Annotated in this window: 28 protein-coding genes; 5 read left to right on the forward strand and 23 right to left on the reverse strand. The window is 61.4% G+C overall.

Features of this window, described 5'->3' with window-relative positions; translation table 11 throughout:
• Window positions 1-41 precede the first annotated feature (41 nt).
• From fliR to fliF, 13 genes are all read right to left on the reverse strand, one after another.
• Window positions 42-845: a flagellar biosynthetic protein FliR gene (gene fliR / locus ACWFUC_RS15520; protein WP_489625359.1), complete on the reverse strand. Its 804-nt coding sequence runs from the start codon at window positions 843-845 to the stop codon at window positions 42-44.
• Window positions 846-881: 36 nt separating this feature from the next.
• Window positions 882-1,151 carry a flagellar biosynthesis protein FliQ gene (gene fliQ / locus ACWFUC_RS15525; RefSeq protein WP_034331685.1) on the reverse strand — a complete coding sequence of 90 codons (270 nt, stop codon included), beginning with the start codon at window positions 1,149-1,151 and terminating at the stop codon, window positions 882-884.
• Window positions 1,152-1,169: 18 nt separating this feature from the next.
• Window positions 1,170-1,967, reverse strand: coding sequence for a flagellar type III secretion system pore protein FliP (gene fliP, locus ACWFUC_RS15530; protein WP_371925453.1), 798 nt, complete (start codon window positions 1,965-1,967; stop codon window positions 1,170-1,172).
• The gene (gene fliO, locus ACWFUC_RS15535) at window positions 1,951-2,511 is read right to left on the reverse strand and encodes a flagellar biosynthetic protein FliO (protein ID WP_489625360.1); all 561 of its coding nucleotides are present in this window, start codon (window positions 2,509-2,511) and stop codon (window positions 1,951-1,953) included. Before fliO ends, fliP begins: the two co-directional genes overlap by 17 nt.
• A gap of 19 nt (window positions 2,512-2,530) precedes the next feature.
• Window positions 2,531-2,986, reverse strand: coding sequence for a flagellar motor switch protein FliN (fliN, locus tag ACWFUC_RS15540; RefSeq protein WP_121039746.1), 456 nt, complete (start codon window positions 2,984-2,986; stop codon window positions 2,531-2,533).
• A 2-nt stretch (window positions 2,987-2,988) separates the two neighbouring features.
• Entirely contained in the window at window positions 2,989-3,993 is a 1,005-nt protein-coding gene (gene fliM / locus ACWFUC_RS15545) for a flagellar motor switch protein FliM (protein WP_017450944.1), read from the reverse strand.
• Between the two features lie 29 nt (window positions 3,994-4,022).
• The gene (gene fliL / locus ACWFUC_RS15550) at window positions 4,023-4,538 is read right to left on the reverse strand and encodes a flagellar basal body-associated protein FliL (RefSeq protein WP_121039749.1); all 516 of its coding nucleotides are present in this window, start codon (window positions 4,536-4,538) and stop codon (window positions 4,023-4,025) included.
• Between the two features lie 125 nt (window positions 4,539-4,663).
• Complete coding sequence (locus ACWFUC_RS15555; protein WP_489625361.1) at window positions 4,664-6,001, reverse strand: flagellar hook-length control protein FliK; 1,338 nt, start codon at window positions 5,999-6,001, stop codon at window positions 4,664-4,666.
• 104 nt (window positions 6,002-6,105) lie between these two features.
• Entirely contained in the window at window positions 6,106-6,546 is a 441-nt protein-coding gene (gene fliJ / locus ACWFUC_RS15560; protein ID WP_489637209.1) for a flagellar export protein FliJ, read from the reverse strand.
• 37 nt (window positions 6,547-6,583) lie between these two features.
• Window positions 6,584-7,990 carry a flagellar protein export ATPase FliI gene (gene fliI / locus ACWFUC_RS15565; protein ID WP_121039755.1) on the reverse strand — a complete coding sequence of 469 codons (1,407 nt, stop codon included), beginning with the start codon at window positions 7,988-7,990 and terminating at the stop codon, window positions 6,584-6,586.
• Between the two features lie 38 nt (window positions 7,991-8,028).
• A complete protein-coding gene (fliH, locus tag ACWFUC_RS15570) occupies window positions 8,029-8,736 on the reverse strand; it encodes a flagellar assembly protein FliH (RefSeq protein WP_039788445.1) in 708 nt (235 codons plus the stop codon).
• Window positions 8,737-8,795: 59 nt separating this feature from the next.
• The gene (gene fliG / locus ACWFUC_RS15575) at window positions 8,796-9,791 is read right to left on the reverse strand and encodes a flagellar motor switch protein FliG (RefSeq protein ID WP_034338562.1); all 996 of its coding nucleotides are present in this window, start codon (window positions 9,789-9,791) and stop codon (window positions 8,796-8,798) included.
• A complete protein-coding gene (gene fliF / locus ACWFUC_RS15580; RefSeq protein WP_121039760.1) occupies window positions 9,784-11,568 on the reverse strand; it encodes a flagellar basal-body MS-ring/collar protein FliF in 1,785 nt (594 codons plus the stop codon). The genes fliG and fliF overlap by 8 nt, the downstream gene beginning before the upstream one ends.
• Before the next feature lie 248 nt (window positions 11,569-11,816).
• On the opposite strand from fliF, the gene fliE reads away from it, so the two are divergent.
• Window positions 11,817-12,173 (forward strand): flagellar hook-basal body complex protein FliE, encoded by a 357-nt coding sequence (gene fliE, locus ACWFUC_RS15585; protein ID WP_039788439.1) that lies wholly within the window; start codon window positions 11,817-11,819, stop codon window positions 12,171-12,173.
• A gap of 118 nt (window positions 12,174-12,291) precedes the next feature.
• On the opposite strand, the gene ACWFUC_RS15590 is transcribed toward fliE, so the two are convergent.
• The 10 genes from ACWFUC_RS15590 to lexA all read right to left on the reverse strand — a co-directional run bounded on the left by ACWFUC_RS15590 (window position 12,292) and on the right by lexA (window position 22,405).
• Window positions 12,292-13,047, reverse strand: coding sequence for a flagellar brake protein (locus ACWFUC_RS15590; RefSeq protein ID WP_121039763.1), 756 nt, complete (start codon window positions 13,045-13,047; stop codon window positions 12,292-12,294).
• 23 nt (window positions 13,048-13,070) lie between these two features.
• Window positions 13,071-13,415 (reverse strand): EscU/YscU/HrcU family type III secretion system export apparatus switch protein, encoded by a 345-nt coding sequence (locus tag ACWFUC_RS15595; RefSeq protein ID WP_034332781.1) that lies wholly within the window; start codon window positions 13,413-13,415, stop codon window positions 13,071-13,073.
• Window positions 13,402-14,586, reverse strand: coding sequence for a flagellar hook-length control protein FliK (gene fliK / locus ACWFUC_RS15600; protein WP_121039766.1), 1,185 nt, complete (start codon window positions 14,584-14,586; stop codon window positions 13,402-13,404). Before fliK ends, ACWFUC_RS15595 begins: the two co-directional genes overlap by 14 nt.
• 2 nt (window positions 14,587-14,588) lie before the next feature.
• Complete coding sequence (locus ACWFUC_RS15605) at window positions 14,589-14,918, reverse strand: flagellar protein FliT (protein WP_034332793.1); 330 nt, start codon at window positions 14,916-14,918, stop codon at window positions 14,589-14,591.
• 5 nt (window positions 14,919-14,923) lie between these two features.
• Window positions 14,924-15,385, reverse strand: a complete 462-nt coding sequence (gene fliS / locus ACWFUC_RS15610; protein WP_034332785.1) for a flagellar export chaperone FliS — start codon at window positions 15,383-15,385, stop codon at window positions 14,924-14,926.
• Window positions 15,386-15,413: 28 nt separating this feature from the next.
• Window positions 15,414-17,483 carry a flagellar filament capping protein FliD gene (gene fliD / locus ACWFUC_RS15615; RefSeq protein ID WP_134222213.1) on the reverse strand — a complete coding sequence of 690 codons (2,070 nt, stop codon included), beginning with the start codon at window positions 17,481-17,483 and terminating at the stop codon, window positions 15,414-15,416.
• Window positions 17,484-17,714: 231 nt separating this feature from the next.
• Window positions 17,715-18,074, reverse strand: a complete 360-nt coding sequence (locus ACWFUC_RS15620; protein ID WP_034332788.1) for a flagellar protein FlaG — start codon at window positions 18,072-18,074, stop codon at window positions 17,715-17,717.
• 78 nt (window positions 18,075-18,152) lie between these two features.
• The gene (locus ACWFUC_RS15625) at window positions 18,153-19,241 is read right to left on the reverse strand and encodes a flagellin N-terminal helical domain-containing protein (RefSeq protein WP_489625362.1); all 1,089 of its coding nucleotides are present in this window, start codon (window positions 19,239-19,241) and stop codon (window positions 18,153-18,155) included.
• Window positions 19,242-19,563: 322 nt separating this feature from the next.
• A complete protein-coding gene (locus ACWFUC_RS15630) occupies window positions 19,564-21,546 on the reverse strand; it encodes a tetratricopeptide repeat protein (RefSeq protein WP_489625363.1) in 1,983 nt (660 codons plus the stop codon).
• 202 nt (window positions 21,547-21,748) lie between these two features.
• Entirely contained in the window at window positions 21,749-22,405 is a 657-nt protein-coding gene (gene lexA, locus ACWFUC_RS15635) for a transcriptional repressor LexA (protein ID WP_034332791.1), read from the reverse strand.
• Window positions 22,406-22,732: 327 nt separating this feature from the next.
• Here lexA and rpsF point away from each other — a divergent pair, with 327 nt between their 5' ends.
• From rpsF to rplI, 4 genes are read left to right on the forward strand one after another with little or no spacing between them, the layout of a single operon-like run.
• Entirely contained in the window at window positions 22,733-23,098 is a 366-nt protein-coding gene (gene rpsF / locus ACWFUC_RS15640) for a 30S ribosomal protein S6 (RefSeq protein ID WP_006462645.1), read from the forward strand.
• 23 nt (window positions 23,099-23,121) lie between these two features.
• Window positions 23,122-23,421 carry a primosomal replication protein N gene (gene priB, locus ACWFUC_RS15645; RefSeq protein ID WP_288066116.1) on the forward strand — a complete coding sequence of 100 codons (300 nt, stop codon included), beginning with the start codon at window positions 23,122-23,124 and terminating at the stop codon, window positions 23,419-23,421.
• A gap of 55 nt (window positions 23,422-23,476) precedes the next feature.
• The gene (gene rpsR / locus ACWFUC_RS15650) at window positions 23,477-23,761 is read left to right on the forward strand and encodes a 30S ribosomal protein S18 (RefSeq protein WP_006462643.1); all 285 of its coding nucleotides are present in this window, start codon (window positions 23,477-23,479) and stop codon (window positions 23,759-23,761) included.
• 26 nt (window positions 23,762-23,787) lie between these two features.
• Window positions 23,788-24,240, forward strand: coding sequence for a 50S ribosomal protein L9 (gene rplI / locus ACWFUC_RS15655; RefSeq protein WP_121039788.1), 453 nt, complete (start codon window positions 23,788-23,790; stop codon window positions 24,238-24,240).
• Window positions 24,241-24,290 lie beyond the last annotated feature (50 nt).

Consider the following 24,290-nt stretch of genomic DNA (forward strand, 5'->3'; position numbering starts at 1 on the left):
GTGTCAGCAGACGTAAATGTTGTGCAAGCAAAGCTTGCCGCTTACGGTTTGGGCAGCGCATTGACCGGCGGCACGCTGCCCAGCAGGCGGACCATCTCGACGCCATCGGACAGGAAGCGCTGCAGCGGGGTGAGCATATAGGGCAGGGCGAAGGCGATCAGGATGAATCCCGCCAGCATGGTAATCGAAAAACCGATCCCGAAGAGATTGAGCTGCGGCGCGGCGCGGGTGAGGATGCCCAGGGCGAAGTTGGTGATGAGCAGTGCGATCAGCAGCGGCAGCGACAATTGCAGTCCCATGCTGAAGACCTTGGCCCCCCACAGGCCGAGCTGATGGAAGCCCTCGGTGGTGATCGGCACGCCCGTGATGGGCAGGGTGTGGAAGCTCTCTGCCATCACCTGCAACAGCAGCAGGTGGCCGTTCAGGTTGATGAACACCATGGTGGCCAGCAGCGAGAACACCTGGCTGATGACGGCCGTACGGCCCTGTGTCTGGGGATCGAAGAAGGCCGCGAAGGACAGGCCCATGGTCGAGCTGGTCAGTTCACCCGCCGCTTCCACGGCGGCAAACACCACGCGCATGGCAAAGCCCATGGACAGGCCGATCAGCAATTGCTGCAGCAGGATCAGCAGCCCGGTCATCGACATCGGATCGATGGCCGGCGGAATCGGCACATCCGGTGCCAGCACCGCGCCGATGACGATGCCCAGCAGGATCTTGACCAGCATGGGCACGCTGGCGCTGCCGAAGGGCGGGGCGATGGACAGCAGCCCGAGGATGCGCGTGGTCGGCCAGATGAACATGGCGACCCAGGCGTAGAGTTGCTGGCTGGTGAAGGTGAGCATGGATCAGGAGCCGCCGGGCCTGCCCGGCGGACCGGCTTACTGGACCATGGCGGGAATCCCGCTGAACATGGTGTGCATGTAGTCGAGGATGATGGTCAGCATCCACGGGCCGGCGATGATCAGTGCCAGGAACACGCCCACCAGCTTGGGAATGAAGGCCAGGGTCTGTTCGTTGATCTGGGTCGCGGCCTGGAAGATGCTCACCAGCAGCCCGATGAGCAGGGCCGTGATCAGCATCGGGGCGGCGATCAGGAGAGTGACTTCCATGGCCTGGCGGCCCATGGTCATGACGCTTTCGGGTGTCATACGTATCCTTGCCTTGGGCTAGTAGAAACTCTGGGCCAGGGAGCCGATCAGCAGCTGCCAGCCATCCACCAGCACGAACAGCATCAGCTTGAAGGGCAGCGAGACGATGGCCGGAGACATCATCATCATGCCCATCGACATCAGGATACTGGCCACCACCATGTCGATGATCAGGAAGGGGATGAAGATGGCGAAGCCGATCTGGAAAGAAGTCTTCAGTTCACTGGTGACGAAGGCCGGGACCAGCAGGCGCAGCGGCACATCCTCCGGACCTTGCAGGGCCGGACCGCGCGACAGCTTCACATACAGCGCCAGGTCGGACTGGCGGGTCTGCTTGAGCATGAATTCCTTGAGCGGCGCGGCTCCCTTGTCCAGGGCTTCCATCATCTGGATCTTGTTTTCCGCGAAGGGCTGATAGGCCTCGGTATAGATGCGGTCGAACACCGGACTCATGACGAAGAAGGTCAAAAACAGCGACAGGCCGACCAGCACCTGAGTGGGCGGCGTGGACTGCGTGCCCAGCGCCTGGCGCAGCAGCGACAGCACGATCACGATGCGGGTGAAACAGGTCATCATCAGCAACGCCGCCGGTATGAACGACAGCGAGGTGAGGAACAGCATGGTCTGGATCGGCAGCGAATAATTCGTACCGCCGCCCGGGGCGGGCATGCTGTTGAGCGCGGGCAGGCCTTGCTGGGCCGAAGCGGCCAGCGGCAGGCACAGCAGCGCCATCCACCAGTAGCGGCTGCGCAGCAGCGCGCCGCTCCGGCGGAGCAGGAAAGAGAGAAGGCCTTGCGGCTTAGGATGTGCTGCCATCATTACCCGGACGGCCGCCGTTGCCGGCACCGCCATTTCGTTTGTCCATGGTGTGCTTGAGCCAGCTGGCGAAGGCCGGTCCGGCGCTGGCGGGTTGGGCGGCGACGCCTTCTTGGCGCGGCAGGGTGGCCAGGGCATTGACCCGCCCGGGAGCGACGCCGACCACGATCCACTGGTCGCCCACTTCGACCACCATCACCCGTTCGCGCGTGCCGACCGACACGCCCCCGACCACCTTGGCCACGGCATTGCCGCCCAGGCTGTTGGCCAGGCCCATGCGCTTGAACAGCCAGGCGACGGCGGCCATGACGGCCAGCACCGCCACCAGTCCGAAGAGCATGGTGAACACACTGCCGGAGGAAGAGGGAAGGGAAGCGCCGGCGGCCACTGGCGCGGCTGCAGCCGGAGCTGCGGCGGGGGCATTGTCGGCCCAGGCGTGGGCGGCAGCCACCAGGCTGCCCCCCAGGAAGACCAGGGCCGACATCGGCGCCGGACGGATCCGGCGCAGGCCCTGCCACATCGATGCTGCGTAAAAACGTGTCATCAAACTCAAGCCATCCCGCTCAGCGGTTGAGCTTGCGGATGCGTTCTGCCGGCGTGATGATGTCGGTCAGGCGGATACCGAACTTGTCATTGACCACCACCACTTCGCCTTGGGCGATCAGGCAGCCGTTGACCAGCACGTCCATCGGTTCACCGGCCATGCCGTCCAGTTCCACCACCGAGCCTTGCGCCAGTTGCAGCAGGTTCTTGATGGCGATCTTGGTGCGGCCCAGTTCCACGGTCAGCTGCACCGGGATGTCGAGGATGAAGTCGATATCGTTGGGAGTGTTGGTCTTGATATCGGCGGCGCTCAGGTCCTTGAAGACGGTGGCCATCGCAGGGGCTGCGGTGATGCCTTTCTCGTCTTCCATCTCGCCTTTTTTCTGCGCCTCTTCAGCCTCGGTTTGCTCGGCCATGGCCGCGCCCCACGGATCGTCTTCCGCTGCGCCTGCGCCTGCTACGTTCTCATCAGCCATTACTAATCTCCTTGAAAGCTTTCCGGTGTTTCTTGATGGGTGATGGACAGCAGTTTTTCAACGCGCAAGGCGTATTGGCCATTGGACTGGCCGTAGCTGCATTCCATCACCGGTACGCCGTCAACCTGTGCCTCGACGGTCGTATTGGTCTGCAGCGGAATGACGTCGCCGACCTGCATGTGCAGCAGATCGGTGAAATTGACTCGGGCGGTGCCGAAATTGACGATCAGTTCGACCTCGGCCGTCTGGATCTGCTGCTTCATCAGGCGGATCCAGCGCTTGTCCACTTCCAGCGCCTCGCCTTGCATGCTGCTGGTGAGGCGGTCACGCACCGGTTCGATCATCGAATAGGGCGTGCAGATGTGAATCTCGCCCGACACCGGTCCCAGCTCGACGGTGAAGGTGGTCGAGACCACCACTTCGTTGGGCGTGGCGATGTTGGCGAACTGCGTATTCATTTCCGAGCGAATGAACTCGAATTCGATCGGATAGATCGGTTCCCACGACTTGGCGTAGGTCTCGAAGGTGATCTCCAGCACGCGCATGATGATGCGCTGCTCGGTGGGCGTGAATTCGCGGCCTTCGATGCGGGTGTGGAAGCGGCCATCGCCGCCGAACATGTTGTCCACCAGCATGAACACGAACTGCGGGTCGAACACCACCAGCCCGATGCCACGGAAGGGCTTGATGTGCACCAGGTTCAGGTTGGTTGGCACCACCAGGTTGCGGATGAATTCACTGTACTTGGACACCTTCACCGGACCGACCGAGATTTCGGCGGTACGGTGAATGAAGTTGAACAAGCCGATGCGGAACAGACGCGCGAAACGCTCGTTGATGATTTCCAGCGTGGGCATGCGCCCGCGCACGATGCGTTCCTGCGTGGCCAGGTTGTAGGTACGTACCGTACCAGGAGCTTCTTCGACGATTTTTTCTTCGTCTTCATCTCCCGTCACGCCCTTCAAAAGGGCATCGACTTCTTCCTGTGATAGAAAATGCTCGGCCATGGTCGACGATCTCTGACTTCGATACGGTGTTACTGCTGTTGGATCACGAACGAGGTGTAGAACACGTCGGTGATCTGCGGTCCCTTGCCCTTGCCCGAGAACGGTTCGCCCAGTTGGTCGATGATCTCGTCGGTCAGGCGGCGCTTGCCTTCGCTGGTGAGCAGCTCCGAGGCCTTCTTGCTGGACAGCACCATCAGCAGGCGGCTGCGTACTTGCGGCATGTACAGTTTGAGGGCTTCAGCGGTCTGGCCGTCCGGCACTTGCAGGGTCATTGCCACTTGCAGGTACTGGTCGCCGGTTTCCTGCTGCAGGTTCACCACGAAGGGTTCGATCACCACGAAGGTCGGTGCCTTGGCTTCAACCTTCTCTTCAGCGTGATCATCACCCTTCTTGCCCTTGCCACCCATCATGAAGAACGCTGCAGCACCGCCGATGACCAGCACCAGCACTGCGCCCACGATGATGAACAGCATCTTCTTGCTGGATTTTGCCGGTGCTGCATCTGCTTCAGCTCCCTTGGCCGGGGCTTTTCCTTTTGTTGCCATCTACTGTTCCTTTCAGTTCGTCAGCGCGGTATGCGACGTTATCTGCTTATCGGCAGGCAAATCACATTGTTGAGTCTTGCACAGACGAAAATTGCTTGATTTTTAAGGTTTCCGGGGCCCGCCGCTTATGCGAAGGTGTCGACCAGGCCGAGTCCGCTGGTGGTCGCCGTCGCGGTGGCCGTGCCGTTGACGGCCACATCGGCCTCCTGCTCCTTGCCGAAGCTGCCGGAAGAACCACTGCGCGCCTGCTGCTGACCGTTGCCGGCACCTTGCTGCTGATTGGGCATGCCGGTCTGGACATTGGCCTGTCCGAGCTGGATGCCGGCCTGGTCCATCATTTCACGCAGCTTGGGCATGGCCGCTTCCAGCGCCTGCTTCACTTCGGGCTGGGCGGTGATGAAGGTAGCGTCGGCTTGCTGGTTGTGCACGTTCAGCACCACCTGCATCGGGCCGAGGTCGGGCGGATTCAGGCTTAGCGAGGCGCTTTGCATGCCCGCCGTGGCCATCCAGGTGATCTTGGTGCCCAGGGCCTGATTCCAGCCGGCACTGCCGACGTTGGACTGGATCTTGTCGCTGTAGGCCGGGGTGAACACGGCCTGCGGCTGGCTGGCGACAGCGGCTTGCTGCATGGCTGGCAGCACCACCGGGGTCGGCGCGGCCGAGGCGGCATCCTGCTTGGCGGCCGGAGCGGCGAGCTCGGGCGTGGCCTTGTTCAGTTGGGCGCGGGCGGTGAGGGCGCTGGCATCGTCCTTGGGTTCGGCCTTGGCGGCAGCACCCAGGTCGATGGCGGGCTTGGCGTCCTTCGTATTGCTCGCCTGCGGAGCCGGGTTGGCCTCGGCATTGCTCTTGCGGGCCAGTTCGCTGGCGGCGGCATCCTGCTTGCCCTTGGCGGCGGCCAGGGCATCCTGCAGGGCGGCCGGGTCGACCTTGCCTTGCTTGTCGTCCGCCAGGGCTTGCTGCTGATCGCTCAGGGACAGCTTGCCGCTGCCGCGCTTGCCCTGGGCCAGCAGGTCGGCTGCGCTGCCGTCACCCTTGGCCTTGCCATCGGCGGCCGGCTTGACGGCGTTCTGGGCGATGTTGGCGACCAGAGCCAGCAATTCAGCCGAGGCCTGGGTGGCGGTGTCGCTGCTGTCCTCGTCTTCATCCTTGTCGCTGACCTGGCTGCTCTGGTCGCTGCCATCGTTGGCGGCGCTCTTGCTGGCATTGTTGGCGGCAGTCTGGGATTGCTGATTGGCAGCGGCCTGCTTGGCGGCAGCCTGGGCATTGGCCGCCTGGGTGTCGGCATTCTGCTGGGCCTGGCGCGCCTGCGCCTGGTTGTCCTGTACGCGCGTGCTGACCTGGCTGTTGAGGACCTGGTTGAAAGGCACATCGGCCGAGAAGCTGTCGGCAGGATTGCCCGAGCGCGAACCCGTGGCGGCCTGGGAGCCGGTGATCACGTTCAACAGCGGCAGGGAAGTGTTCATGATGGTGGCCTGTCGGTAAATGCGGTCTGCTGCTCTGGATGCTGGTTGCGATTCTGTACTTGCGCGCGTTCGGTTCGGTCTTGCCTGGCTGGCTGCTTCAGCGGTCAGCGCTTGTAGAAGCTGATGCGGGCGGCATGCTCGTCCATGGACTTCTGGTCGCGCTTGTTTTCCTTGTGCATTTCCTGGTCGCGCGCCCGCGTGGCCAGTGTGTCGTAGGACATGCGCTTGCGCTCGCAGGCCTGCCATGCGGTACGGGCCTCGGCCACGCGCTGCTGGCTGCTTTGCACCACGTTGACCTGGCCATCGATGGCATTGTCGATCTTTTCCAGGAACAGCTGGAAGTTGCGATACGCCAGCGCGGTCAGGCCATTGGTCAGGGTTTCCTGGAAGCGCGCGGCGTAATCGTCGCGGTATTGCTGCAGGATCCCCAGCTTCTGTTGTGCTTCTTCACTCACGCGAATAGCCCGGCCGAGGCGTTTGGTCGCTTCGTCGGTTTCTTTGGTCGCCAATTCAATCAGCGTATCAAGTGCGGAGGGAGTAGCCATGATCACTCTGATTATATTTTTGAGGATGCGCGCTCAATCACCCGAATAGAGCGGTAAGTTGCCTCAAGCTCTCTGATACATCGGCCTGCTCATGGATGCCCTGCTGCAAAAAGGACTCCATTCTTGGCAACAAGGCAATAGCTTCATCCAGCACGGGGTCGCTGCCGGCGGCGTACGCGCCGACGCTGATGAGGTCGCGGTTGCGCTGGAAACGTGAATACAATTGCTTCAGATGCCGCGAACGCCGCTGATGGTCGGCATCCGTGATGCTGTGCATGGCACGGCTGATGGATTGTTCGATATCGATGGCAGGATAGTGGCCAGCCTCGGCCAACTGGCGGTTCAGCACGATGTGGCCGTCCAGGATGGCGCGGGCGGCGTCGGCGATCGGGTCCTGCTGGTCGTCGCCTTCGGTCAGCACGGTGTAGAAGGCGGTGATGGAGCCGCCGCCTTCATCGCCATTGCCGGCGCGTTCCACCAGGGCCGGCAGCTTGGCGAACACGGAAGGCGGGTAGCCCTTGGTGGCAGGCGGTTCGCCGATGGCCAGGGCGATTTCGCGCTGGGCCATGGCGTAACGGGTCAGCGAATCCATGATCAGCAGCACATCCTTGCCCTGATCGCGGAAATACTCGGCGATGGAGGTGCAGTACGCAGCGCCCTGCAGGCGCATCAGCGGCGGCGTGTCGGCGGGCGCCGCCACCACGACCGAGCGCGCCAGCCCTTCGGCACCCAGAATCTGTTCGATGAATTCCTTCACTTCGCGGCCGCGTTCGCCGATCAGTCCGACCACGATCACATCGGCGCTGGTATAGCGCGCCATCATGCCCAGCAGCACGCTCTTGCCCACGCCGGAACCGGCGAACAGGCCCATGCGCTGGCCACGGCCGACGGTGAGCATGGTGTTGATCGCACGAATGCCGGTATCCAGAATGTCGCGGATGGGCGCGCGTCCCAGCGGGTTTGCCGCACGCACGGCCAGCGGGGCCGAGCGTTCGGTATGCAGGGGGCCGAGATTGTCGAGCGGGCGGCCGGCTCCGTCGAGCACGCGGCCCAGCAGCTCGTCGCCGACCGGCAGGCGACGGCTGTGCTCGTCGACGCGGCGCGGAGTGAAGCTGATGGGGCCGGTGCGCGGAGGAGGGCGCACCGGTTCGACCGGATAGACGCGGGTGCCAGGGACGATGCCTTCGACATCGCTCTGCGGCATCAGGAACAAACGTTCATCCTGGAAGCCGACGACTTCCGCTTCGATCATCGTGCCGTTGGGCAGCGGGACGTTGCAGGGGCTGCCCACAGGAAGCTTCAGTCCGACCGCTTCCATCACCAGGCCGGCTACGCGCGTGATGCGCCCGGCCGTGCGGGTAGGCTCGGCCATGGCGACCAGGCTGCGACAGTTGTGCAGGTAGGCTTGCCACAGGCTGCTATGGGAAGGCATCGGGGAGTTCATGCGGGTCTCCCGTTCAGGTAACTATCACTTCGGATGAATCATTCCAGCCAGTCGAGCTGCTTGGACAGCGACTCGCCCAGGCGCTGCCAGCGCGTCGGGGTGGTGGCATCGATCTGGTTGGTGCGGGTTTCGACACGGCAGCCGCCGCGGTCGAGATGGGCGTCTTCCTCGATCTTCCAGCCTTGCTGGGCCAGTTCCTCGCCCAGGTGTTTGCGCACCAGGGCGGCATCTTCGGGATGCAGCGTCAGGCTGGCCGGCAGCTGCAGCACCGGCAAGGCGTGGATGGCCGCGCTGACGGTCGGCAGAATCAGTTCGGGACGCACGTTCAGGGCTGTCTTGAGCATGGATTTGGCCAGGTCCAGCGCCAGGTCCAGCAGTTCGGGGGCCATCTTTTCACTGCACTGTGAGACTTCGGTGCTGAAATTGACTGCGATCTGGCGGAAGTGCTGGATGATTTCGTTGACTTCCTGCTGGCCTTGCTGGAGCCCGGCGACGTAGCCTTCGGAGCGGCCAGCCTGCAGGCCGTGTTCGCGGCCCTCGGCAAAACCTTCCTGGCGGGCGGCCTCGCGGATGGCATCAAGCTGTTCGGCTGTCAGTTGCGGGACCGGTGGCGGCTCTTCGAGGAATTCTTCTTCCTCGGGCAGCATTTCGGGCTGCGGCTCCGGTTCGGGTTCTTCGTTGAAGGACGCCAGCTCCCATCGCTGGTAGGGCGTCATCTCTTCCTTGGGAATGATCTTTGCACGCATGGCTTCTTTGACTCCTCAGGCCGGCATGCCGACGGCACCCTGCATCTGCCTCAAACGCATCAGACGAACGCGTCCTCGCCCTTGGCACCCAGCACGATCTGGCCTTCGTCGGCCAGGCGGCGCACGATCTGCAGGATGGCCTTCTGTTGCGCATCGACTTCGGACAGGCGCACCGGTCCCTTGGATTCCAGGTCTTCCTTCATCATCTCGGCCGCACGCTGCGACATGTTGGCGAAGATCTTGTCGCGCAGGCCTTGCGAGGCACCCTTCAGCGCCACGATCAGCGACTCGGACTGGACTTCGCGCAGCAGCAGCTGGATGCCGCGGCCGTCGATGTCGATGATGTTCTCGAAGACGAACATTTCGTCCATGATCTTCTGCGCCATGTCCTCGTCGTAGGAACGCAGGTTGTTCATCACCGCGGTCTCGTTCTCGCCCGACATGAAGTTGAGGATCTCGGCCGCGGTGCGGATACCGCCCATCTGTTGTTTCTTGAGGCTTTCGTTGCCGGTCAGCAGCTTGGTCAACACGTCGTTGAGTTCGCGCAACGCGGCCGGCTGCACGCCGTCCAGGGTTGCAATACGAAGGATGACGTCGTTGCGCAAACGTTCCGTGAAATTGTTGATGATGCCGCAGGCATGGTCGCGCTCCAGGTGGACCAGGATGGTGGCGATGATCTGCGGGTGTTCGTTGCGGATGAGCTCGGCCACCGACTGCGCGTCCATCCACTTGAGGCTTTCGATACCGGAGGCATCGCGCCCGCCCAGGATGCGGTTGAGCAGGGAAGTGGCCTTGTCGTCGCCCAGCGCCTTGGTCAGCACGCTGCGGATGTATTCATCCGAATCCAGCCCCAGCGACGAGGCCTGGCCGGTTTCGGCGACGAAGGCTTCCAGCACTTCGTTGATTTCCTCGAAGCTGACGTTGCGCAGGGCCGACATGGCCGCGCCCAACTTCTGGACCTCTTTCGGGCCCAGGTATTTCATGACTTCGGCGGCCTCATCCTCGCCCAAGGCGAGCATGAGGATGGCACCTTTCTGAACGCCGTCGTTACTCATTGTTCACCCATGACTTGATGATGCTTGCCACCAGCTTCGGATCATTCTTGGCCCACTGCTTGGCGGTTTCCAGGTTGGCCTTGTACTGTGCACGTTCGTCGACTGCCGGCTCGCCGGAGAGGTTGACGATGGCGTCCGGATCGTCCGGATCGAAGCCGGCGGCAACCGCTGCGGCAGCGGCGGCGGCCTCGGCCTCGGCCTTTTCCTTGGCCAGGCGCTCGCGCTCTTCGCGGCCCGACAGCTTCCAGACGATCGGGCGCAGCACGCGGAAGTAGAGGAACAGCAGGACCGCGGCCACCAGCACGTATTTGCCGATTTCCTTGGCCAGTTCGATCATGCCTGGCTGCTTCCACAGCGGCACTTCCGGTTCCATGTCGGTGCTGAACTGGGTATTGACCACGTTGAGCGAGTCGCCGCGATCCTTGTTGTAACCCATCGCTTCCTTGACCAGGTCGGTGATCTGGTTGCGCTCGGCCTCGGTCAGCGGGCGCATCACGATCTTGCCGGTATTGTCCAGGGTACGCTTGTAGTTCACCACCACGGCCACCGTCAGGCGGCGCACGCCACCCATGGGTTGCTGGGTGTAGCGCACGGTCTTGTCGACCTCGTAGTTGATGGTCTCGTCCTTGCGCGAATTGCCGCTGGCCGCGGGGGTCGGTGCTGCGCCGTTGGGCGTGGCCGCCGTACCGTTCTGGTTGGCCGCACCATTGGCCACTGCCGGGTTGACGATCGGCGCGGTGGCAGGGGCAGGGGGCTGGTTGGTCAATGCACCCGGAATGCCCGAGGTACCCGAGGTCGCGCTGTTGGCCTCGCTGCTCTGCTTGCTGCGCACGGCAGCGGTGTCGCGCGTCTGGTTGGGCTTGTAGGCCTCGGAGGCCTGCTCGCTGCGGGAGAAATCGACATCAGCCGTGGCCTCGGCGCGGACGTTGCCGTTGCCGACGATGGGGGCGATGATGGACTCGACGCGCTTGACGATGTCCTGCTGCATGTCCTGGACATACTTCAGCTGGGTCGGGTCGAGCGTGTTGGTCTGGGCTTGCTTGGTGGTGTCGGAGAGCAGATTGCCGTTCTGGTCGACGATGGTCACGGCCTTGGGCGAGAGCTCAGGCACGCTGCTGGCCACCAGATGGACGATGGCGCTGACTTGCTGCTGGTCCAGGAAGCGGCCTGGGTAGAGGCTGAGGATCACCGAGGCGGTCGGCTTCTGCTGGTCGCGGACGAACACCGAGGCCTTGGGCAGGGCCAGGTGAACACGGGCGGTCTGCACCGAAGCCAGCGATTGTACCGAGCGTGCCAGTTCGCCTTCCAGCGCGCGCTGGAAGTTGACCTGCTCCAGGAACTGGGAAATGCCCAGCTTCTGGTTTTCCATCAGTTCGAAACCGACGTTGCCGCCCTTGGGCAGGCCTTGCGAGGCCAGCTTCAGGCGAGCGTCATGCACCATGTTCTCGGGGACCAGGATGGCCGTGCCGCCGTCCGAATACTTGTAGGGCACGTTCATCTGCTGCAGCGAGGCCACGATGGCTCCGCCATCGCGGTCGTTGAAATTGGCGAACAGGACGCGGTACTCGACCTTCTGGCTCCACAGCCAGATGCCCGCCATCAGCGCCAGCGTGGCGGCGGCGGCAATGATGAGCAGAATGCGCTTGCCCTGCGGCGAACGGGCGTAGCCCATCACGCCGCCTTGGGCGGCCTGCCCTTGGGGCATACCCTCAATATTGCCGAGTTCGCCCGGATTGTTGGGTTCGCCGGTCATCGTGCCGTCGGCTGCTACCGCCATGATTTCCCCTCTGGCGTTCCCTCGATTGCCAGCTTGATAAAGACTTTGATCACTGCCTACCTTTGTGAGGTTTTTTGCTCAGTGTGGATTGTCCGTTGGCAGGAAGAATTTGATCGCCCGAACAGAATGGCAAATTCCCCGCTTATTGGTGCGATTTGTCAATGCAGCAGTGTTAAGGTGCTGCTGTAGATGGCGAAGGTGCGTATTGTGCTTTTGCCAAGCGGCAAAATGAACTCAAGAGGTGGCAGATGGCAATCGACAGTGTGATTGATACCAGCAAGATCGAGGCAATGGTGGCCCAGCTGAAGGCTGCGGCAGCCCGCGCCCAGGGTGGCGTGGACCCGGTCCAGAGCGGCGTCGCGGCGGAGAAGCCGGCGCAGCGCGTGGACTTCGCCGACGTGCTCAAGGGCGCGATTGACCAGGTCAATGATTCCCAGGCAAAAGCCGCCAAGATGTCGCAGGCCTTTGCCATGGGGGATGACAGCGTGAATCTGTCGGATGTGATGATCGCTTCCCAGAAGGCCAGCATCTCCTTCCAGACCAGCATCCAGGTGCGCAACAAGCTGGTTTCGGCCTACCGCGACATCATGACCATGCAGGTGTGAAGTTTTCTGCTGTGGGGCGGGCTGGATTGTTGCTCGTCCTTCCATGAAAAAACACCCCAGAACCGGTTTCCGGTTGCTGGGGTGTTTTTTCATGGGCGCGCCGGGAAGCGGCGTAGAATTACATCATGCCCGAGGCCTTGGCGTTCTGTTCGCGTTCCAGCTTGGTGATGAAGCGTTGGATGGCCGCCAGGACGGTGCGCGGGATGTCGATGAACTGGCAGCCGAAGCGATTGACGACCTTGCCGTTGGTCATCTTGAACTCCTTGCAGTCGCGCACCTGCAGCTTGACCGAGACCAGGGTGTTATCTCCCAGTTCGAGCTGGCAGTCTTCATACATGGCGCCCGGGGTAGTGGGCAGCAGCTTCTTCTCGTCGGTGATGCCGACGCCGCCGGCGCTGATGTTGTTGAGCAGCGTGACCACCGTGACGAAGGAGCCGTCTGCTTGCGTGATGCGGAAGGTGCAGCGCAGAGGCTTGGCGATCGGAGTCGGGATGCGGAAATACTCACGGCGCTGCAGGCGCACCAGGCTTTCCGGAATGCCGACCTTCAGCGCCGGGCGGCTCTGATACTCCACCTGCCGTGCGCCGTCCACGTTGAAGGTGATGCGGATGCTGTTGTACAAGGCTTCGAAGCCGATGCGCTTGCTGGCCACGATGCTCTCGTTGAGCATGGCGCTGGGAGCCGCGTCGATGATGAGCGAGTCGTCATCGGCATCGACTTCCAGAATGGAAGTGATCACGGACTCGGATCCGCCCTTGATCAGCAGGCTCAGGAGCTGGTTTTTCTCCATCATGCTGGTCAGCAGGGCAATGATCTCCCGCCGTGAATGAACCCGGTATGGGCTGTCGTCGTCGATCTCGTCGTTGTTAGCCATCTGTGCGTCGTGTACGTCGGAATTCAGCGAGTAGGATCGCTTTCCCCAGAGGAATTATTGGAATAGTTTGACCCTGTATCATACATCACTGACCCGCTTAATTGCATATTTTCAATACGATATAGCCAGGCCAGCAATTCGGCGACAGTGCGGTACAGGGCGGGGGGGATTTGCTGGTCCAGTTCGACCTGCATCAGCAGCGAGACCAGTTCCTTCGATTCATGAACGTAGACGCCGGCATCACGCGCCCGCGCGATGATGGCTTCGGCCACCAGGCCGCGGCCCTTGGCCACTACCTGGGGGGCTGCCTGGCTGGCGTTGTAGGCCAGGGCCACGGCATTTTGCAGCGGAATATTAGGTTTCTCCATCGGCTTGCTTGACGATCAGGGAGTCGAGAGAGGTGCCTGCTGCCGCCATGGCATTGGCAAACAGGCCGGTGTTGCCGCGCAGGGCTGCGGTGGCAGCGTCATTGTCCGCCTTGACCTGCACGTGGATCTGCTGGCCGATCAGGCGGATCGAAGCCGAGACGCTGCCCAGGTGGGCGAAGTTGAAGCGCACCACGCTGTGCCAGGTGGGGGCGTTTTCGTCGTCGGTGGCACCCTGTTTCGGGGAGTCCTGGCCATGTTCCTGGTTGATTTCCCATTCCATCTTCTGGCCCGGCCAGACTTCGCCGTGCCAGACCACACGCTGCTGTTCCAGTGCATTGAGCTGGAGATTGATGATCTGCCCCAACTGGTTCTGGGCGGGGTCGCTGTCGCTGAGCAGGTTGATGTTGCCGCCCTGGCGCGCCGCGACCTGGGCTTGCGGTTCCTTCATCAGTTCGTCGGCCGGGCGCTGGCCGGCGGCCCAGGCAGCGACGTGCGATTCATAGAAGACTCCGCTGTGGGCAATGGCATCCTTCAGGGCCGAGGCCATCTGGTCGACAGGGACGCCGGCCTTGGGCAGCAAGGGTGTGGCCGCATTGATGTGATCGGTGACGTCGCCTTGTTGCGACGCGTGCAGCAGCGTGTCGATGAGACGGCCGGCGTTGCTGAGGGTGGTAGTGCTGCTGGCGGGCGGGCCGGACTGCCCCTGGCGCGCACCCTTGGCCTGGGCATCGGCGATGTCCTCGTTCTGGGCGATCTGTCCGGCACCGCTTTCGTCACGGGTGACGAACTGCAGCGACTTGAGGTCCTTCTGCATCGCGCGGCCGGCGGTGCTCAAGGCGACCGATGCACTTTCCTCGTCGGGACGGATGCTGCCTTCATTGACCGAGAAGGTCGGACGCGGATCCTTGGAGACCAGCGTCAGGGTCAGGGTGTCGCCGACCTGGGCGCTGTTGGGCAGCACCATGCGCGCCGCCGTATTGGCGATGCGCACCAGGAAGGTACCGTCGTTGAAGTTGGAGAGGATGCGGCCCGACATCTGCTGGCCGATCGCAATCTGGGCCAGGCGGCTGAAGGCTTCCTGCCGGGCATCAGCAACCGAAACGACGGCCGTGGCCGCTTCGACAGGATTGACGGGCTGGACGGCGCTGGCGATATCGGCCCGCGGCAACATGGTCAACTACCCATGCCGTAGGTATTGAGGAGCTTCTGTTCGGTCTGGTTGCTCTGGATCAGCGCCGACAGCTTGCGCAGTCCCGGTTCGGTGAGATTGCGGATGTCGCGGTCGTCTTCCAGGATTTTCTTGATGATGTCGACCTTGCGATGGCGCAGCGGCTCAGGCAGGGTGATGTTTTCCTCGCTGTCGCGCAGGCTGGCGATGTGCTTGCCGCACTGGGCTTCCAATGCTGCCAGCAGATCCCAGTCGCCGGCACGGGCGGCCGACAGCATCTCGTTGGTCAATTGCGAGATCGACTCATAGAGGGCGATGACGTCGTCACCGTTCATGTCAGTCATGCCTTTGCAAAGCTGGAAAGAGAAACATCCTGGGTCATGGCCATCGGCGGGGCAGCAGACTGCACTGCATTCGGTCCGATCTGTTCCCAGGCGGAGCGGATGTCGTCGAGCAAACCGTGGATTTCGTCGAGGATGGCCGGATTGTTCGTGGCATTGGCCTCGAACAGGCGGCGGCTCATGTATTCATACAGCGAATCCAGATTCAGCGCCAGTTCGCCGCCGACTTGCTTGTTCAGGCTGGCGCGCAGTCCATTGTCGATGATCAGGATGGCCTTGGTGATGGATTCGCCCTTGTCCTTGATATTGCCTTCGCCCATGGACTTCTTGCCCAAGGCGATGGCCACCAGTGCACCGTCGAAGAGCATGGTGATCAGCTTGTGCGGGCTGGCGGCGATCACGCCGGTTTCCACCCCGATGTTGGCGTAGGCATTGGCCCCGCGCTTCATGCTTCCGAACATGACGTTCTCCTATGTTCGCGGTGTCGCTTCAACTGCTCTTGGCCAGACTGGCCAATTGCTGGGTCAGGTAGCTTTGCGTGGACTGCATGCTGGCCAGCGTGACGTTGAGGCGGTTGAACTGATTGGTGTAGTCATCCTTCAGATTCGACAGGCGGGTCTGCACCGTGGTCTGGCGATCCTGATTGATCTTCAGGCTGGCCTGCAGGCCATTCGTCTTGGAGGCGATGATGCCGCTGTCACTCAACAGACTGGTCATCAAGGTCTGCAACTTGGTGACGATACCATTTTTGGACGACGTAGTGTTGGTCGTATCCGGATCGGTGCCAGTGAAGAGATTGGCAATGCCGGCGAAATTGTTGGTAGCCGCCGTGGCCAGCTTGGTGGAGTCCAGCGCGAGGGTGCCATCCTTCTGGAAGCTGATGCCGATGTCGGACAGGCTGCTGATTCCATTGCCGCCGTCCACTGTGGCGAACAGGGTATTGCGCAGCTGGTTCATGATGGTCTGCACCGACGACTCGCTGGCCAGCGGAGCCGAGTTGTTGGCCTGGCCCAGGGTGGTGGAGGGCGTCTGCGCAGTCATCCCGGCCACTGCCTTGGCCAGCGTGTTGTAGGCCGTCACGAAGCTGTTGGCGGCGGTGGTGATGCCGGAGGTGTCGTTGCTGATGTTCAGGGTGAAGTTGTCAGAAGAGGTGGTGACCTTGGCCAGATTGAGTGTCACGCCTGAGATCGCGTTCTCGACCTTGTTGCTGGTGCTGGTCACCGCCACGCCGTCGATGGACAGCTTGGCGTCCTGCGCCTTGAGCAACTGGCCCATGCCGCTCATGGTCAGTCCCGAATAATCGCCGCTGCCGGTCAGCGAGACTGCCGCCGTCGCACTGCTGCCAGTCGGAGTCAGTACCAGGTGGTTGTTGGTGCCGTCGTTGCTGATGGAGGCGGTCACGCCTGCGCTGGCGCTGTTGATGGCGCTCATGACCTGGTTCAGGTCAATGTTGCCGCTGCCATTGGCGGTCGGGTTGATGGCCACCGTGGTGTCGCCTACCTTCAGGCTCAGCGTGCCGGAGCTGTAAGTCTGGCTGGTGCTGACGTTGGGCGAGATCACGGTCCCGCTGGGGTCGGCGCTGAAGACGGAATAATTGCCGGTGCCGGTGATCTTGATGGTATTGGCCGCGCCGCTGTCCTTGGCAGTAATCACCAGGTGGTCGTTGGTGCCGTCGCTGACGATGGTGGCGTTCACGCCGGCATCGCTGCTGTTGATGGCATCGCGCACGCCAGCCAGAGTGTTGGTGGCAGGCTGGATGATCGCGGTGGAACCGGTGCCGGTCTTGATGGCCAGAATGCCGTTGTCAAAGGTCGTGCCCGGCGTGATGCTGGCCGAGCTCAATTTGGCCGTTTGCGCCAGTTGCGACACGGCCACCGAGTAGGTGCCGGATGCGGCTTTGGTGGCGTCGCGCGGGGCCTGGATCTGCGTCATGGTGCTCGGTGTCGAGCTCGACGGATCATAGGCAAATGCGGACAGGCTGTTGTTGGCCGTGACCTTGATGGTGTTGGCTGTGCCGCCGGTGGCCGATTCCAGGACCAGGTGGTCGCCACTGCCATCGGTGGTGATGGAGGCGGTGACGCCTGCCTTGGAGGCATTGATCGCATCACGTACGCCAGCCAGGGTCGAGTTGGCTTGCAGGGTGATGAAGGTGGGCGAATTGGTGCCGATCTTGATGGCGATCGAATCGCCGGCGTTGTAGGTCGTGCCGCTGCTTACGCCGGCCGACTGCAGTTTCTGCGCCAGGATCTTGGTCGAATCGTCGCTGTTGACATCGGCGGTGAACGGGTCGGTGGTCAGCGTGGTGCCGGTGCCGGCGTTGCTTACCGAACTCTTCTGGGAGCTGAAGCTGGCCGAGGTCAGTGAGGTGATGGCCGACTGATAGCTCGACAATGCGCTCTTGAGGCTGCCATAGGCGGAAATGAGGGTGTTGTAGCTGCTCGCCTGGGTGGTCAGCGGCGTCAGCTGTGTCTGGCTTTCGGCCGAGATCAGTTGACTGACCAGTGTGGAAACATCGAGCGGGCCTGCCGATGTGGAAATGGTGCCGGTGGAAGTCGCCACGGTTCAACTCCTGAAACTTTGCGTGAGGCACAGCGCTGTGCGGTTGTCCAGCGCGGTCAAGAGGAGATGGGCTCTCAAGTACGGCGTCGGGTAGGGCAGAGGGACGCTGTGCGGAATAACTATCTGAATCCGTTATGAACTGGGGTAGCCGATTCCGTCATGCGCAATGGACGGGCATTGACGCATGCGGTTGTTCAGCCACTGCAGTTCGTACCAGACTCGAGGGGATACTCAAGCCTTTTCCTTGATCAGCAAGCCTTGCATCTTGTCGATCGATTTGGCGATGGCAATCGCTTCTTCGCTGGGAATCTGGCGAATCACGGTGTCAGTAGCCGTATCGACAACCTTGATGATGGTCTTGCCGGTGTCCTGGTCTTTCGAGAAATTCAGTGCGGCAGCATTGGCGGCCGCAAAGTCGTTCAACTTGCCGACGGCATCGTTGACTTCACTTTCGGTTGCGCGGCGTGCTTCCGGAGTGGCCGCCGGTGCGACCGTCGATACCACGGGATCGGGCTTCTCGGCGGTCTTCGGTGCTGCATAGGCAGTACCGGAGTCACCAGCAGCAGTGATATTAAGTGGGGCAATCGACATGGTACTACTCCCTTCCTTAAAGGAACGTGCGGAGAATAAGGTCTATCCCCCGCACGTCATCCTACCTAGCTATCTGGCTTATTTCAACAGCGAGAGAACCTGCTGCGGTGCCGAGTTGGCCTGCGACAGCATCGCGGTACCAGCTTGCTGCAGGATCTGCGCACGGGTCAGGTTCGCGGTTTCCTGCGCGTAGTCGGTATCCATGATACGGCTGCGCGACGCGGTGATGTTTTCGCTCGACACTTGCAGGTTGCTGATGACCGCGCTGAAGCGGTTCTGCACTGCACCGAATTCTGCACGCTTGGAGGAGATCAGGCTGATGGCCTTGTCCAGGTTCTGGATGGCCTTCTGAGCGTCGCTCTGAGCGGACGGGGCGGCAACTGCCTGATCCAGCGACAGCTTGGCGCTGTCAACGGCAGCTTGCAGGGTCACGGCCGACGAAGCCAGTGCCGAGGAGGACAGGGACGAACCGGTAGCGAACAGGTTGTCCAGGGCAGCCTTGGCCGAGGTGTAGGTCGCTTGCGCGGTGCTCACGCCGGAGGTGTCGCCCAGACCGATCAGGCCCTTGGCGCTGGTGCCGATGACGGTAGCGATGGTGGAGTTGTTCGACAGGTCATCCAGGGTGATGGTGATCTGGTCGTTCAGCTTGTTGTCTTGCACGTTGGCGCCGACCTGGAACGACAGGGTCAGGGAGGCCGACACGTTGTTGGCGTCGGAGCCAGTACCGGCCGATGCGCCTTGGCCAACACCGGTGAACAGGTTCTGGCCGTTGAAGCTGGTGCCGTTCAGAACACGGAACACTTCCTGCGACAGCTGGGTGTATTCGTCGTTCAGGGTCTTGCGGTCTTGTGCGCTGTTGGTGCCGTTGGCTGCTTGCACAGCCAGTTCACGCATACGCTGCAGGTTGTCGCCGACGGTCGACAGAGCGCCTTCAGCGGTTTGCGCCATCGAGATACCGTCGTTGGCGTTACGTTGTGCAACTGCCAGACCCTTGATCTGGGAGTTCATGCGGTCGGCGATGGCCAGGCCGGCGGCGTCGTCCTTGGCGCTGTTGACGCGCAGGCCGGACGACAGACGTTGGATCGAGGTATTGAGCGACGACTGCGAGGAATTCAGGTTCCGTTGCGTATTGAGCGACGGAATATTGGTATTAATGACTGCTGCCATGTTAATTCTCCTAAGATTTGAGACCGATGATCCGAGTTTCAGTGCCTAACGTTGGTCTTCTACCCATGAGCCCCAGGCGTTTCAACCTCTGTTGATTGCTTTATCGGGCAGTCTTGGAAAAAGTTTAGGGCTTTTGCAAAAAATCTTTTTCAAGGCTTTCCGAACTAAAACTGCGTGCTTTGAAACTCCAAGCAAATCCTTTTTCGACGGCAATTCCAAAAACTTTAGGAAAATTGCTGTTGCGGCCAAGAAAAATGTTCCGAAAAGCAAAAACCGCCCGGGAAGGGCGGTTTCCTGCAATGGCTGGGCGCTCCTTGCCAGCTCAGCCTTGGGCTTTCTTATGTTGCAGCAGCGTTAATTCTTCGCCAACCTTTTTCAGGACCGAGTCCCAATCGCTGACTGCCGGCTGGCGGAACAGGCGCATGCCGGGATACCACGGGGAATCATCGCGGTCGTTGAGCCACCGCCAGTCGGGGACATGCGGCAGCAGTACCCAGGTGGGGTGGCCTAGTGCTCCGGCCAGGTGGGCCACCGAGGTATCCACGCAGATGACCAGGTCAAGATTGCTGATGGCGGCAGCGGTATCGGCGAAGTCCTGGCACTCATTGCCCAGGTCAAAGACGGGCCAATCGGTCGGCAATTCCTTCAGGCCGTCTGCCGGCTTGCCTTTTTGTAATGAATAAAACTCCATCCTGGGAATTTCAAACAACTGCTTGACTTTCTCCAGCGGAATCGAGCGATGGCGGTCATTGCCATGCTCCGGATTGCCGCCCCAGACGATGCCGACGCGCAGATTGTCCGCTGATCGTGTCAAGGTGGAAATCTTCTGCTTCCAGTGCGCCGCCAGCGACGCATCGGCAGACAGATAGCCTTCCGCATAGCGCGGGATATCCTCTACGCTATGGGTGCGCAGGGCATAGGGCAGGCTCATGAGCACATAGGCGCAGTCGCAGGGTGGCAGGGGATCGCTTTCGCGCACCAGTGTCACTGCCGGTGTGAAGGATTGGAACAGGCGGTACAGAGGATTCTTCACATGCAGCGCCACGCTGGCACCTTGCTCCATGAGCAAGCGGGCATAGCGCAGGAACTGGATGCTGTCGCCAAAGCCTTGCTCGTGCATCAGCAGGATGCGCTTGCCCGCCAGCGAGGACTTGCCATCCCATTTCGGAATGACCTCGAACAGCTTGTGGATCAGGCGGTAGACGTGGGCGCGTTCCTTGGTGGTGAGGCGGCTCTCGTGGCACTCCCAGCCTTCCTCGAACTGTCCGCGCAGCAACAGGGTCAGTGCCAGGTTGTGCTTGGCGGTCGGGTAATTCGGCCGCAGCGCCAATGCCGTGCGGAAATTGCCGAGCGCATCGTCATAATCGCCATGATCGTGCTGGATCGCGCCGATGTTGTTGTAGGTGAGGGCGTGCTTGGGGTCCAGCGCCAGGGCCTGCTTGAACATGCGCATGGCATCGTCGAAGCGGTCGCCCGTGTTGAAGTAGCTTGAACCGAGCTTGACGTAGCCATTCGGATCCTTGGGCGCGATCTCGATGACGCGCAGCAGGTGTTCGTGAGCTTCTTCGATTTTGTTGATTTTCAGATAACTATCGGCGATCTTGTTGTGGGCGTAGGTGTCCTGGGGATCGAGCAGGATGGCGGTCTTGTGGGACTCTACGGCCTCCTTGTACATCTCCATGGCATGAAAGGCTTCGCCCAGGGCGGTGTGGGAGGGAGCGAAATTGATCTGGTATTCGAGCGACTTCAGAATCGTGGCGACCGCCTCGTCAAAGCGCCGTGCGTCGATCAGGGCGCGGCCCAGGTGCGACAGCGGGCCCGGCGCATTCGGTTCGCGTCGGGCCGCATCCTCGAAATATTTGATCGAGGCTTCCGGATCATTCTTTTCGTGCAGGGCATTGGCCAGGCCGATGCGTGCCGCCCGGTTCTCCTTGTCGATGGCGATGGCGCGCTCGTAGATGGCGATGGACTCGTCGATGCGATCCTGACTCAGCACCGTGCCGGCCAGGTTGCTCAGGTATTCGGCGTTGTTCGGATCGGCCTCGATGGCCTTGCGCAGGTATTGCTCGGCTTGGGCGAACTGGCCTTCCTGCATGGCGATCAGTCCGCGCGCGTGGTTGGCAAACACCAGATTGGGGGCGCGGGCCAGTACGGCTGTACAGATCGTCTTGGCTTCCTCGGTCTTGCGATTGTCGAGCAGGTCCAGACATTTGCGAACGTCCAGCAGATCCTGCAGGTTGGACTTGGCGGCCGCCGGGGCCGGAATATGTTTGCCGTGCTTGTTGCTGCTCTTGCGCGTCGACATCGAAAAGGGTCCTCTTGGTTGGGCGCATCCATTGCGCCGGGCATAGCTGTCCATCAAGGATGATATGCGTAACCGGTCACAGGTGAAGAGCTAAATAGAAAGCAAAAAACCTCCGTTTTAAGCGGAGGTTCATGCATAAACAAGCGATCAGTCGCCGCTGGCAGCGTCTTTCCTGCGGTCGGGCCTGCGCGCCGGCCTGAATTCAGTTCCAGCTGCGCAGCAATCCCACGGCCAGTCCTTCGAGTGCGAACTGGTCGTCTTCCGGCTTGACGATGATGGGCTCGAATTCCGGATTCTCGGGGAAGAGGGTGATGACGCTGCCGCTCTTCTGGTAGCGCTTGACCGTGACCTCGTCAGCCAGGCGGGCCACCACGATCTGGCCATTGCGCGCCTGGTCGGCGCGCCGCACGGCCAGCAGGTCGCCGTCCAGGATGCCGGCGTCGCGCATGGACATGCCGCGCACCTTGAGCAGGTAGTCGGGCTTGGCCGGGAACATGGCCGGGTCGACCTGGTAAGTCTTTTCCACGTGTTCCTGGGCCAGGATGGGGGAGCCCGCTGCGACGCGCCCGATCAGCGGCAGGCTCAGCTGCATCAGGGCGGGATGGGGCAGGGCCATCTGGCGTGCAGTACTGATGCCTGTGGTACCTGATTCGCGCAGGCGGATGCCGCGCGAGGTGCCGGGGGAAATCTCGATGGCGCCCTTGCGGGCCAGGGCCTGCAGATGCTCTTCGGCGGCGTTGGCGGAACGGAAGCCCAACTCGGCAGCGATCTCTGCACGCGTGGGAGGGAAGCCGGTGTTCTCGATGGCGTTCTTGATCAGGTTCAGGATCTGTTCCTGGCGCGCAGTCAGTTTGAGCATGAGGGTGGCCTTTCTCGGAGGGAAGGCTGTCTGGATGAACAGTCTGTATTTTTATACAGGTGCAATCCTTGTGTCAACGGCAACATGCATATTCCGGGGCGGAAAAGGCAAGCTTTCTCATTTATATAGAGCGCGCTGCAACTGAAGAATCTGGTTTTGAGCCGCTGGCGGCGATGTGCAGGGCCCGCGTTGTGGCCCCGCGGCCGCAGTGGCGTGACGCTGGCATTGCTGTCAGGACGGAAACCTAGTATGATCTCGGGTTTTCCTCTTCCCACACCCGTCTTGACGCCGGGGTGGGCGTCTTCAATAAGTCCATAAGGAGTCTACATGCGTCATTATGAAATCGTATTTATCGTCCACCCGGACCAAAGCGAGCAAGTGCCGGCGATGATCGAGCGTTACAAGGGCATCGTCACCACCCGCGGCGGCAAGGTCCACCGTGTCGAAGATTGGGGCCGTCGCCAACTGGCTTACCAGATCCAGAAGCTGGCCAAGGCTCACTACGTCTGCCTGAACATCGAAGTCGACAGCGAAACGCTGGCTGAAATCGAAACCGGCTTCAAGTTCAACGACGCCGTCCTGCGCCACCTGACCGTCAAGATGAAGAAGGCCGAAACCGGTCCTTCGCCCATCCTGAAGGCAGTGCAGAAGGAAGACGCGGCCAAGAGCCGTACCGAAGCTCCGGCAGCTTAAGCGCTGCGACACCATAGCGGAGAGTGAACCAGCTTCAAGTCATCGCCAGCCTGGCCGAACGTGATGTATTGCGTTATACGCCGGCCGGTATCCCGATTGTCACTGCCAGGTTGCAGCATCAGTCGGAGCAGACGGAGGCTGGCATGAAGCGTCAGGTCGAATTCGAGATCGCGGCGCTGGCAGCGGGGGAAATCTCCGGTGCGCTCAACAGGGCGGCACTGGGTGAAGTCTTCCGGTTCACCGGCTTTTTGGCCCGCAGGAATCGCAACAGCAAGAGCGTCGTGTTTCATATCGTTGATTTTGGCCCGGTCGCGCCGGATTGAGCGGCGCAAGGTAGCCAAACAGACCTTACCCAATTTTTAGATACAGGAGCCAACCATGGCATTCGGTAAAAAGTTCGATAAAAGCAAGCTGAAAAACAAGCGCCAACAGCAAAACCCGCTGTTCAAGCGCAAGAAATTCTGCCGTTTCACCGCCGCTGGCGTTGAACAGGTCGATTACAAGGACGTGGACACCCTGAAGGACTTCGTCCAGGAAAACGGCAAGATCATGCCGGCACGCCTGACCGGTACCAAGGCCCACTACCAGCGTCAAGTTGACACCGCCATCAAGCGCGCGCGTTACCTGGCCCTGCTGCCGTACACCGATCTGCACAACGCCTAATCAGCGTCGAGAAATAGGAGAAAAACATGCAAGTCATTCTGTTGGAAAAAATCGTGAATCTCGGCGGTCTGGGTGATGTCGTGCGCGTCAAGGACGGTTTCGCACGCAACTTCCTGATCCCCCAACGCAAGGCCCGCCGTGCTACCGATGCAGCCATCGCTGAATTCGAAGCCAAGCGCGCTGATCTGGAAAAGGCTGCCGCCGAGAAGCTGGCCGCTGCCCAAGCCCAAGGCGAAAAGCTGGCCGGCGCTACCGTGGAAGTGTCGCAGAAGGCCGGCGTTGACGGCCGTCTGTTCGGTTCCGTGACCAACTTCGACATCGCTGAAGCCCTGGGCAAGAAGGGTTTTGCTGTCGAGAAGTCGCAAGTGCGCCTGCCCAACGGCCCGCTGAAGACCGTTGGCGAACACCCCGTGTCGGTGGCTCTGCACACCGACGTGGTGGTCGATGTCACCATCGCAGTCAAGGGCGAGCAAGCGTAATACGCCTGTTTGCTGCAATTCGTTTTGCAATAGAAAAGCCGGGTTCGCCT

The sequence above is a fragment of the Herbaspirillum sp. Her4 genome (genome assembly GCF_057961335.1).

What these genes read in the sequence shown, in the direction of transcription:
- fliG (WP_034338562.1), bottom strand. Translation starts at nt 9,791, where the DNA reads ATGAGTAACGACGGCGTTCAGAAAGGTGCCATCCTCATGCTCGCCTTG.
- ACWFUC_RS15630 (WP_489625363.1), bottom strand. Translation starts at nt 21,546, where the DNA reads ATGTCGACGCGCAAGAGCAGCAACAAGCACGGCAAACATATTCCGGCC.
- fliI (WP_121039755.1), bottom strand. Translation starts at nt 7,990, where the DNA reads ATGAACTCCCCGATGCCTTCCCATAGCAGCCTGTGGCAAGCCTACCTG.
- fliH (WP_039788445.1), bottom strand. Translation starts at nt 8,736, where the DNA reads ATGCGTGCAAAGATCATTCCCAAGGAAGAGATGACGCCCTACCAGCGA.
- ACWFUC_RS15555 (WP_489625361.1), bottom strand. Translation starts at nt 6,001, where the DNA reads ATGAACACTTCCCTGCCGCTGTTGAACGTGATCACCGGCTCCCAGGCC.
- fliK (WP_121039766.1), bottom strand. Translation starts at nt 14,586, where the DNA reads ATGTTGCCGCGGGCCGATATCGCCAGCGCCGTCCAGCCCGTCAATCCT.
- fliF (WP_121039760.1), bottom strand. Translation starts at nt 11,568, where the DNA reads ATGGCGGTAGCAGCCGACGGCACGATGACCGGCGAACCCAACAATCCG.
- lexA (WP_034332791.1), bottom strand. Translation starts at nt 22,405, where the DNA reads ATGCTCAAACTGACTGCGCGCCAGGAACAGATCCTGAACCTGATCAAG.
- fliP (WP_371925453.1), bottom strand. Translation starts at nt 1,967, where the DNA reads ATGGCAGCACATCCTAAGCCGCAAGGCCTTCTCTCTTTCCTGCTCCGC.
- ACWFUC_RS15590 (WP_121039763.1), bottom strand. Translation starts at nt 13,047, where the DNA reads ATGGCTAACAACGACGAGATCGACGACGACAGCCCATACCGGGTTCAT.
- fliR (WP_489625359.1), bottom strand. Translation starts at nt 845, where the DNA reads ATGCTCACCTTCACCAGCCAGCAACTCTACGCCTGGGTCGCCATGTTC.
- fliL (WP_121039749.1), bottom strand. Translation starts at nt 4,538, where the DNA reads ATGGCAACAAAAGGAAAAGCCCCGGCCAAGGGAGCTGAAGCAGATGCA.
- ACWFUC_RS15605 (WP_034332793.1), bottom strand. Translation starts at nt 14,918, where the DNA reads ATGAACGGTGACGACGTCATCGCCCTCTATGAGTCGATCTCGCAATTG.
- rplI (WP_121039788.1), top strand. Translation starts at nt 23,788, where the DNA reads ATGCAAGTCATTCTGTTGGAAAAAATCGTGAATCTCGGCGGTCTGGGT.
- fliQ (WP_034331685.1), bottom strand. Translation starts at nt 1,151, where the DNA reads ATGACACCCGAAAGCGTCATGACCATGGGCCGCCAGGCCATGGAAGTC.
- fliE (WP_039788439.1), top strand. Translation starts at nt 11,817, where the DNA reads ATGGCAATCGACAGTGTGATTGATACCAGCAAGATCGAGGCAATGGTG.
- ACWFUC_RS15625 (WP_489625362.1), bottom strand. Translation starts at nt 19,241, where the DNA reads ATGGCAGCAGTCATTAATACCAATATTCCGTCGCTCAATACGCAACGG.
- rpsR (WP_006462643.1), top strand. Translation starts at nt 23,477, where the DNA reads ATGGCATTCGGTAAAAAGTTCGATAAAAGCAAGCTGAAAAACAAGCGC.
- fliS (WP_034332785.1), bottom strand. Translation starts at nt 15,385, where the DNA reads ATGTTCGGAAGCATGAAGCGCGGGGCCAATGCCTACGCCAACATCGGG.
- fliM (WP_017450944.1), bottom strand. Translation starts at nt 3,993, where the DNA reads ATGGCCGAGCATTTTCTATCACAGGAAGAAGTCGATGCCCTTTTGAAG.
- rpsF (WP_006462645.1), top strand. Translation starts at nt 22,733, where the DNA reads ATGCGTCATTATGAAATCGTATTTATCGTCCACCCGGACCAAAGCGAG.
- ACWFUC_RS15620 (WP_034332788.1), bottom strand. Translation starts at nt 18,074, where the DNA reads ATGTCGATTGCCCCACTTAATATCACTGCTGCTGGTGACTCCGGTACT.
- fliN (WP_121039746.1), bottom strand. Translation starts at nt 2,986, where the DNA reads ATGGCTGATGAGAACGTAGCAGGCGCAGGCGCAGCGGAAGACGATCCG.
- ACWFUC_RS15595 (WP_034332781.1), bottom strand. Translation starts at nt 13,415, where the DNA reads ATGGAGAAACCTAATATTCCGCTGCAAAATGCCGTGGCCCTGGCCTAC.
- fliO (WP_489625360.1), bottom strand. Translation starts at nt 2,511, where the DNA reads ATGACACGTTTTTACGCAGCATCGATGTGGCAGGGCCTGCGCCGGATC.
- fliJ (WP_489637209.1), bottom strand. Translation starts at nt 6,546, where the DNA reads ATGGCTACTCCCTCCGCACTTGATACGCTGATTGAATTGGCGACCAAA.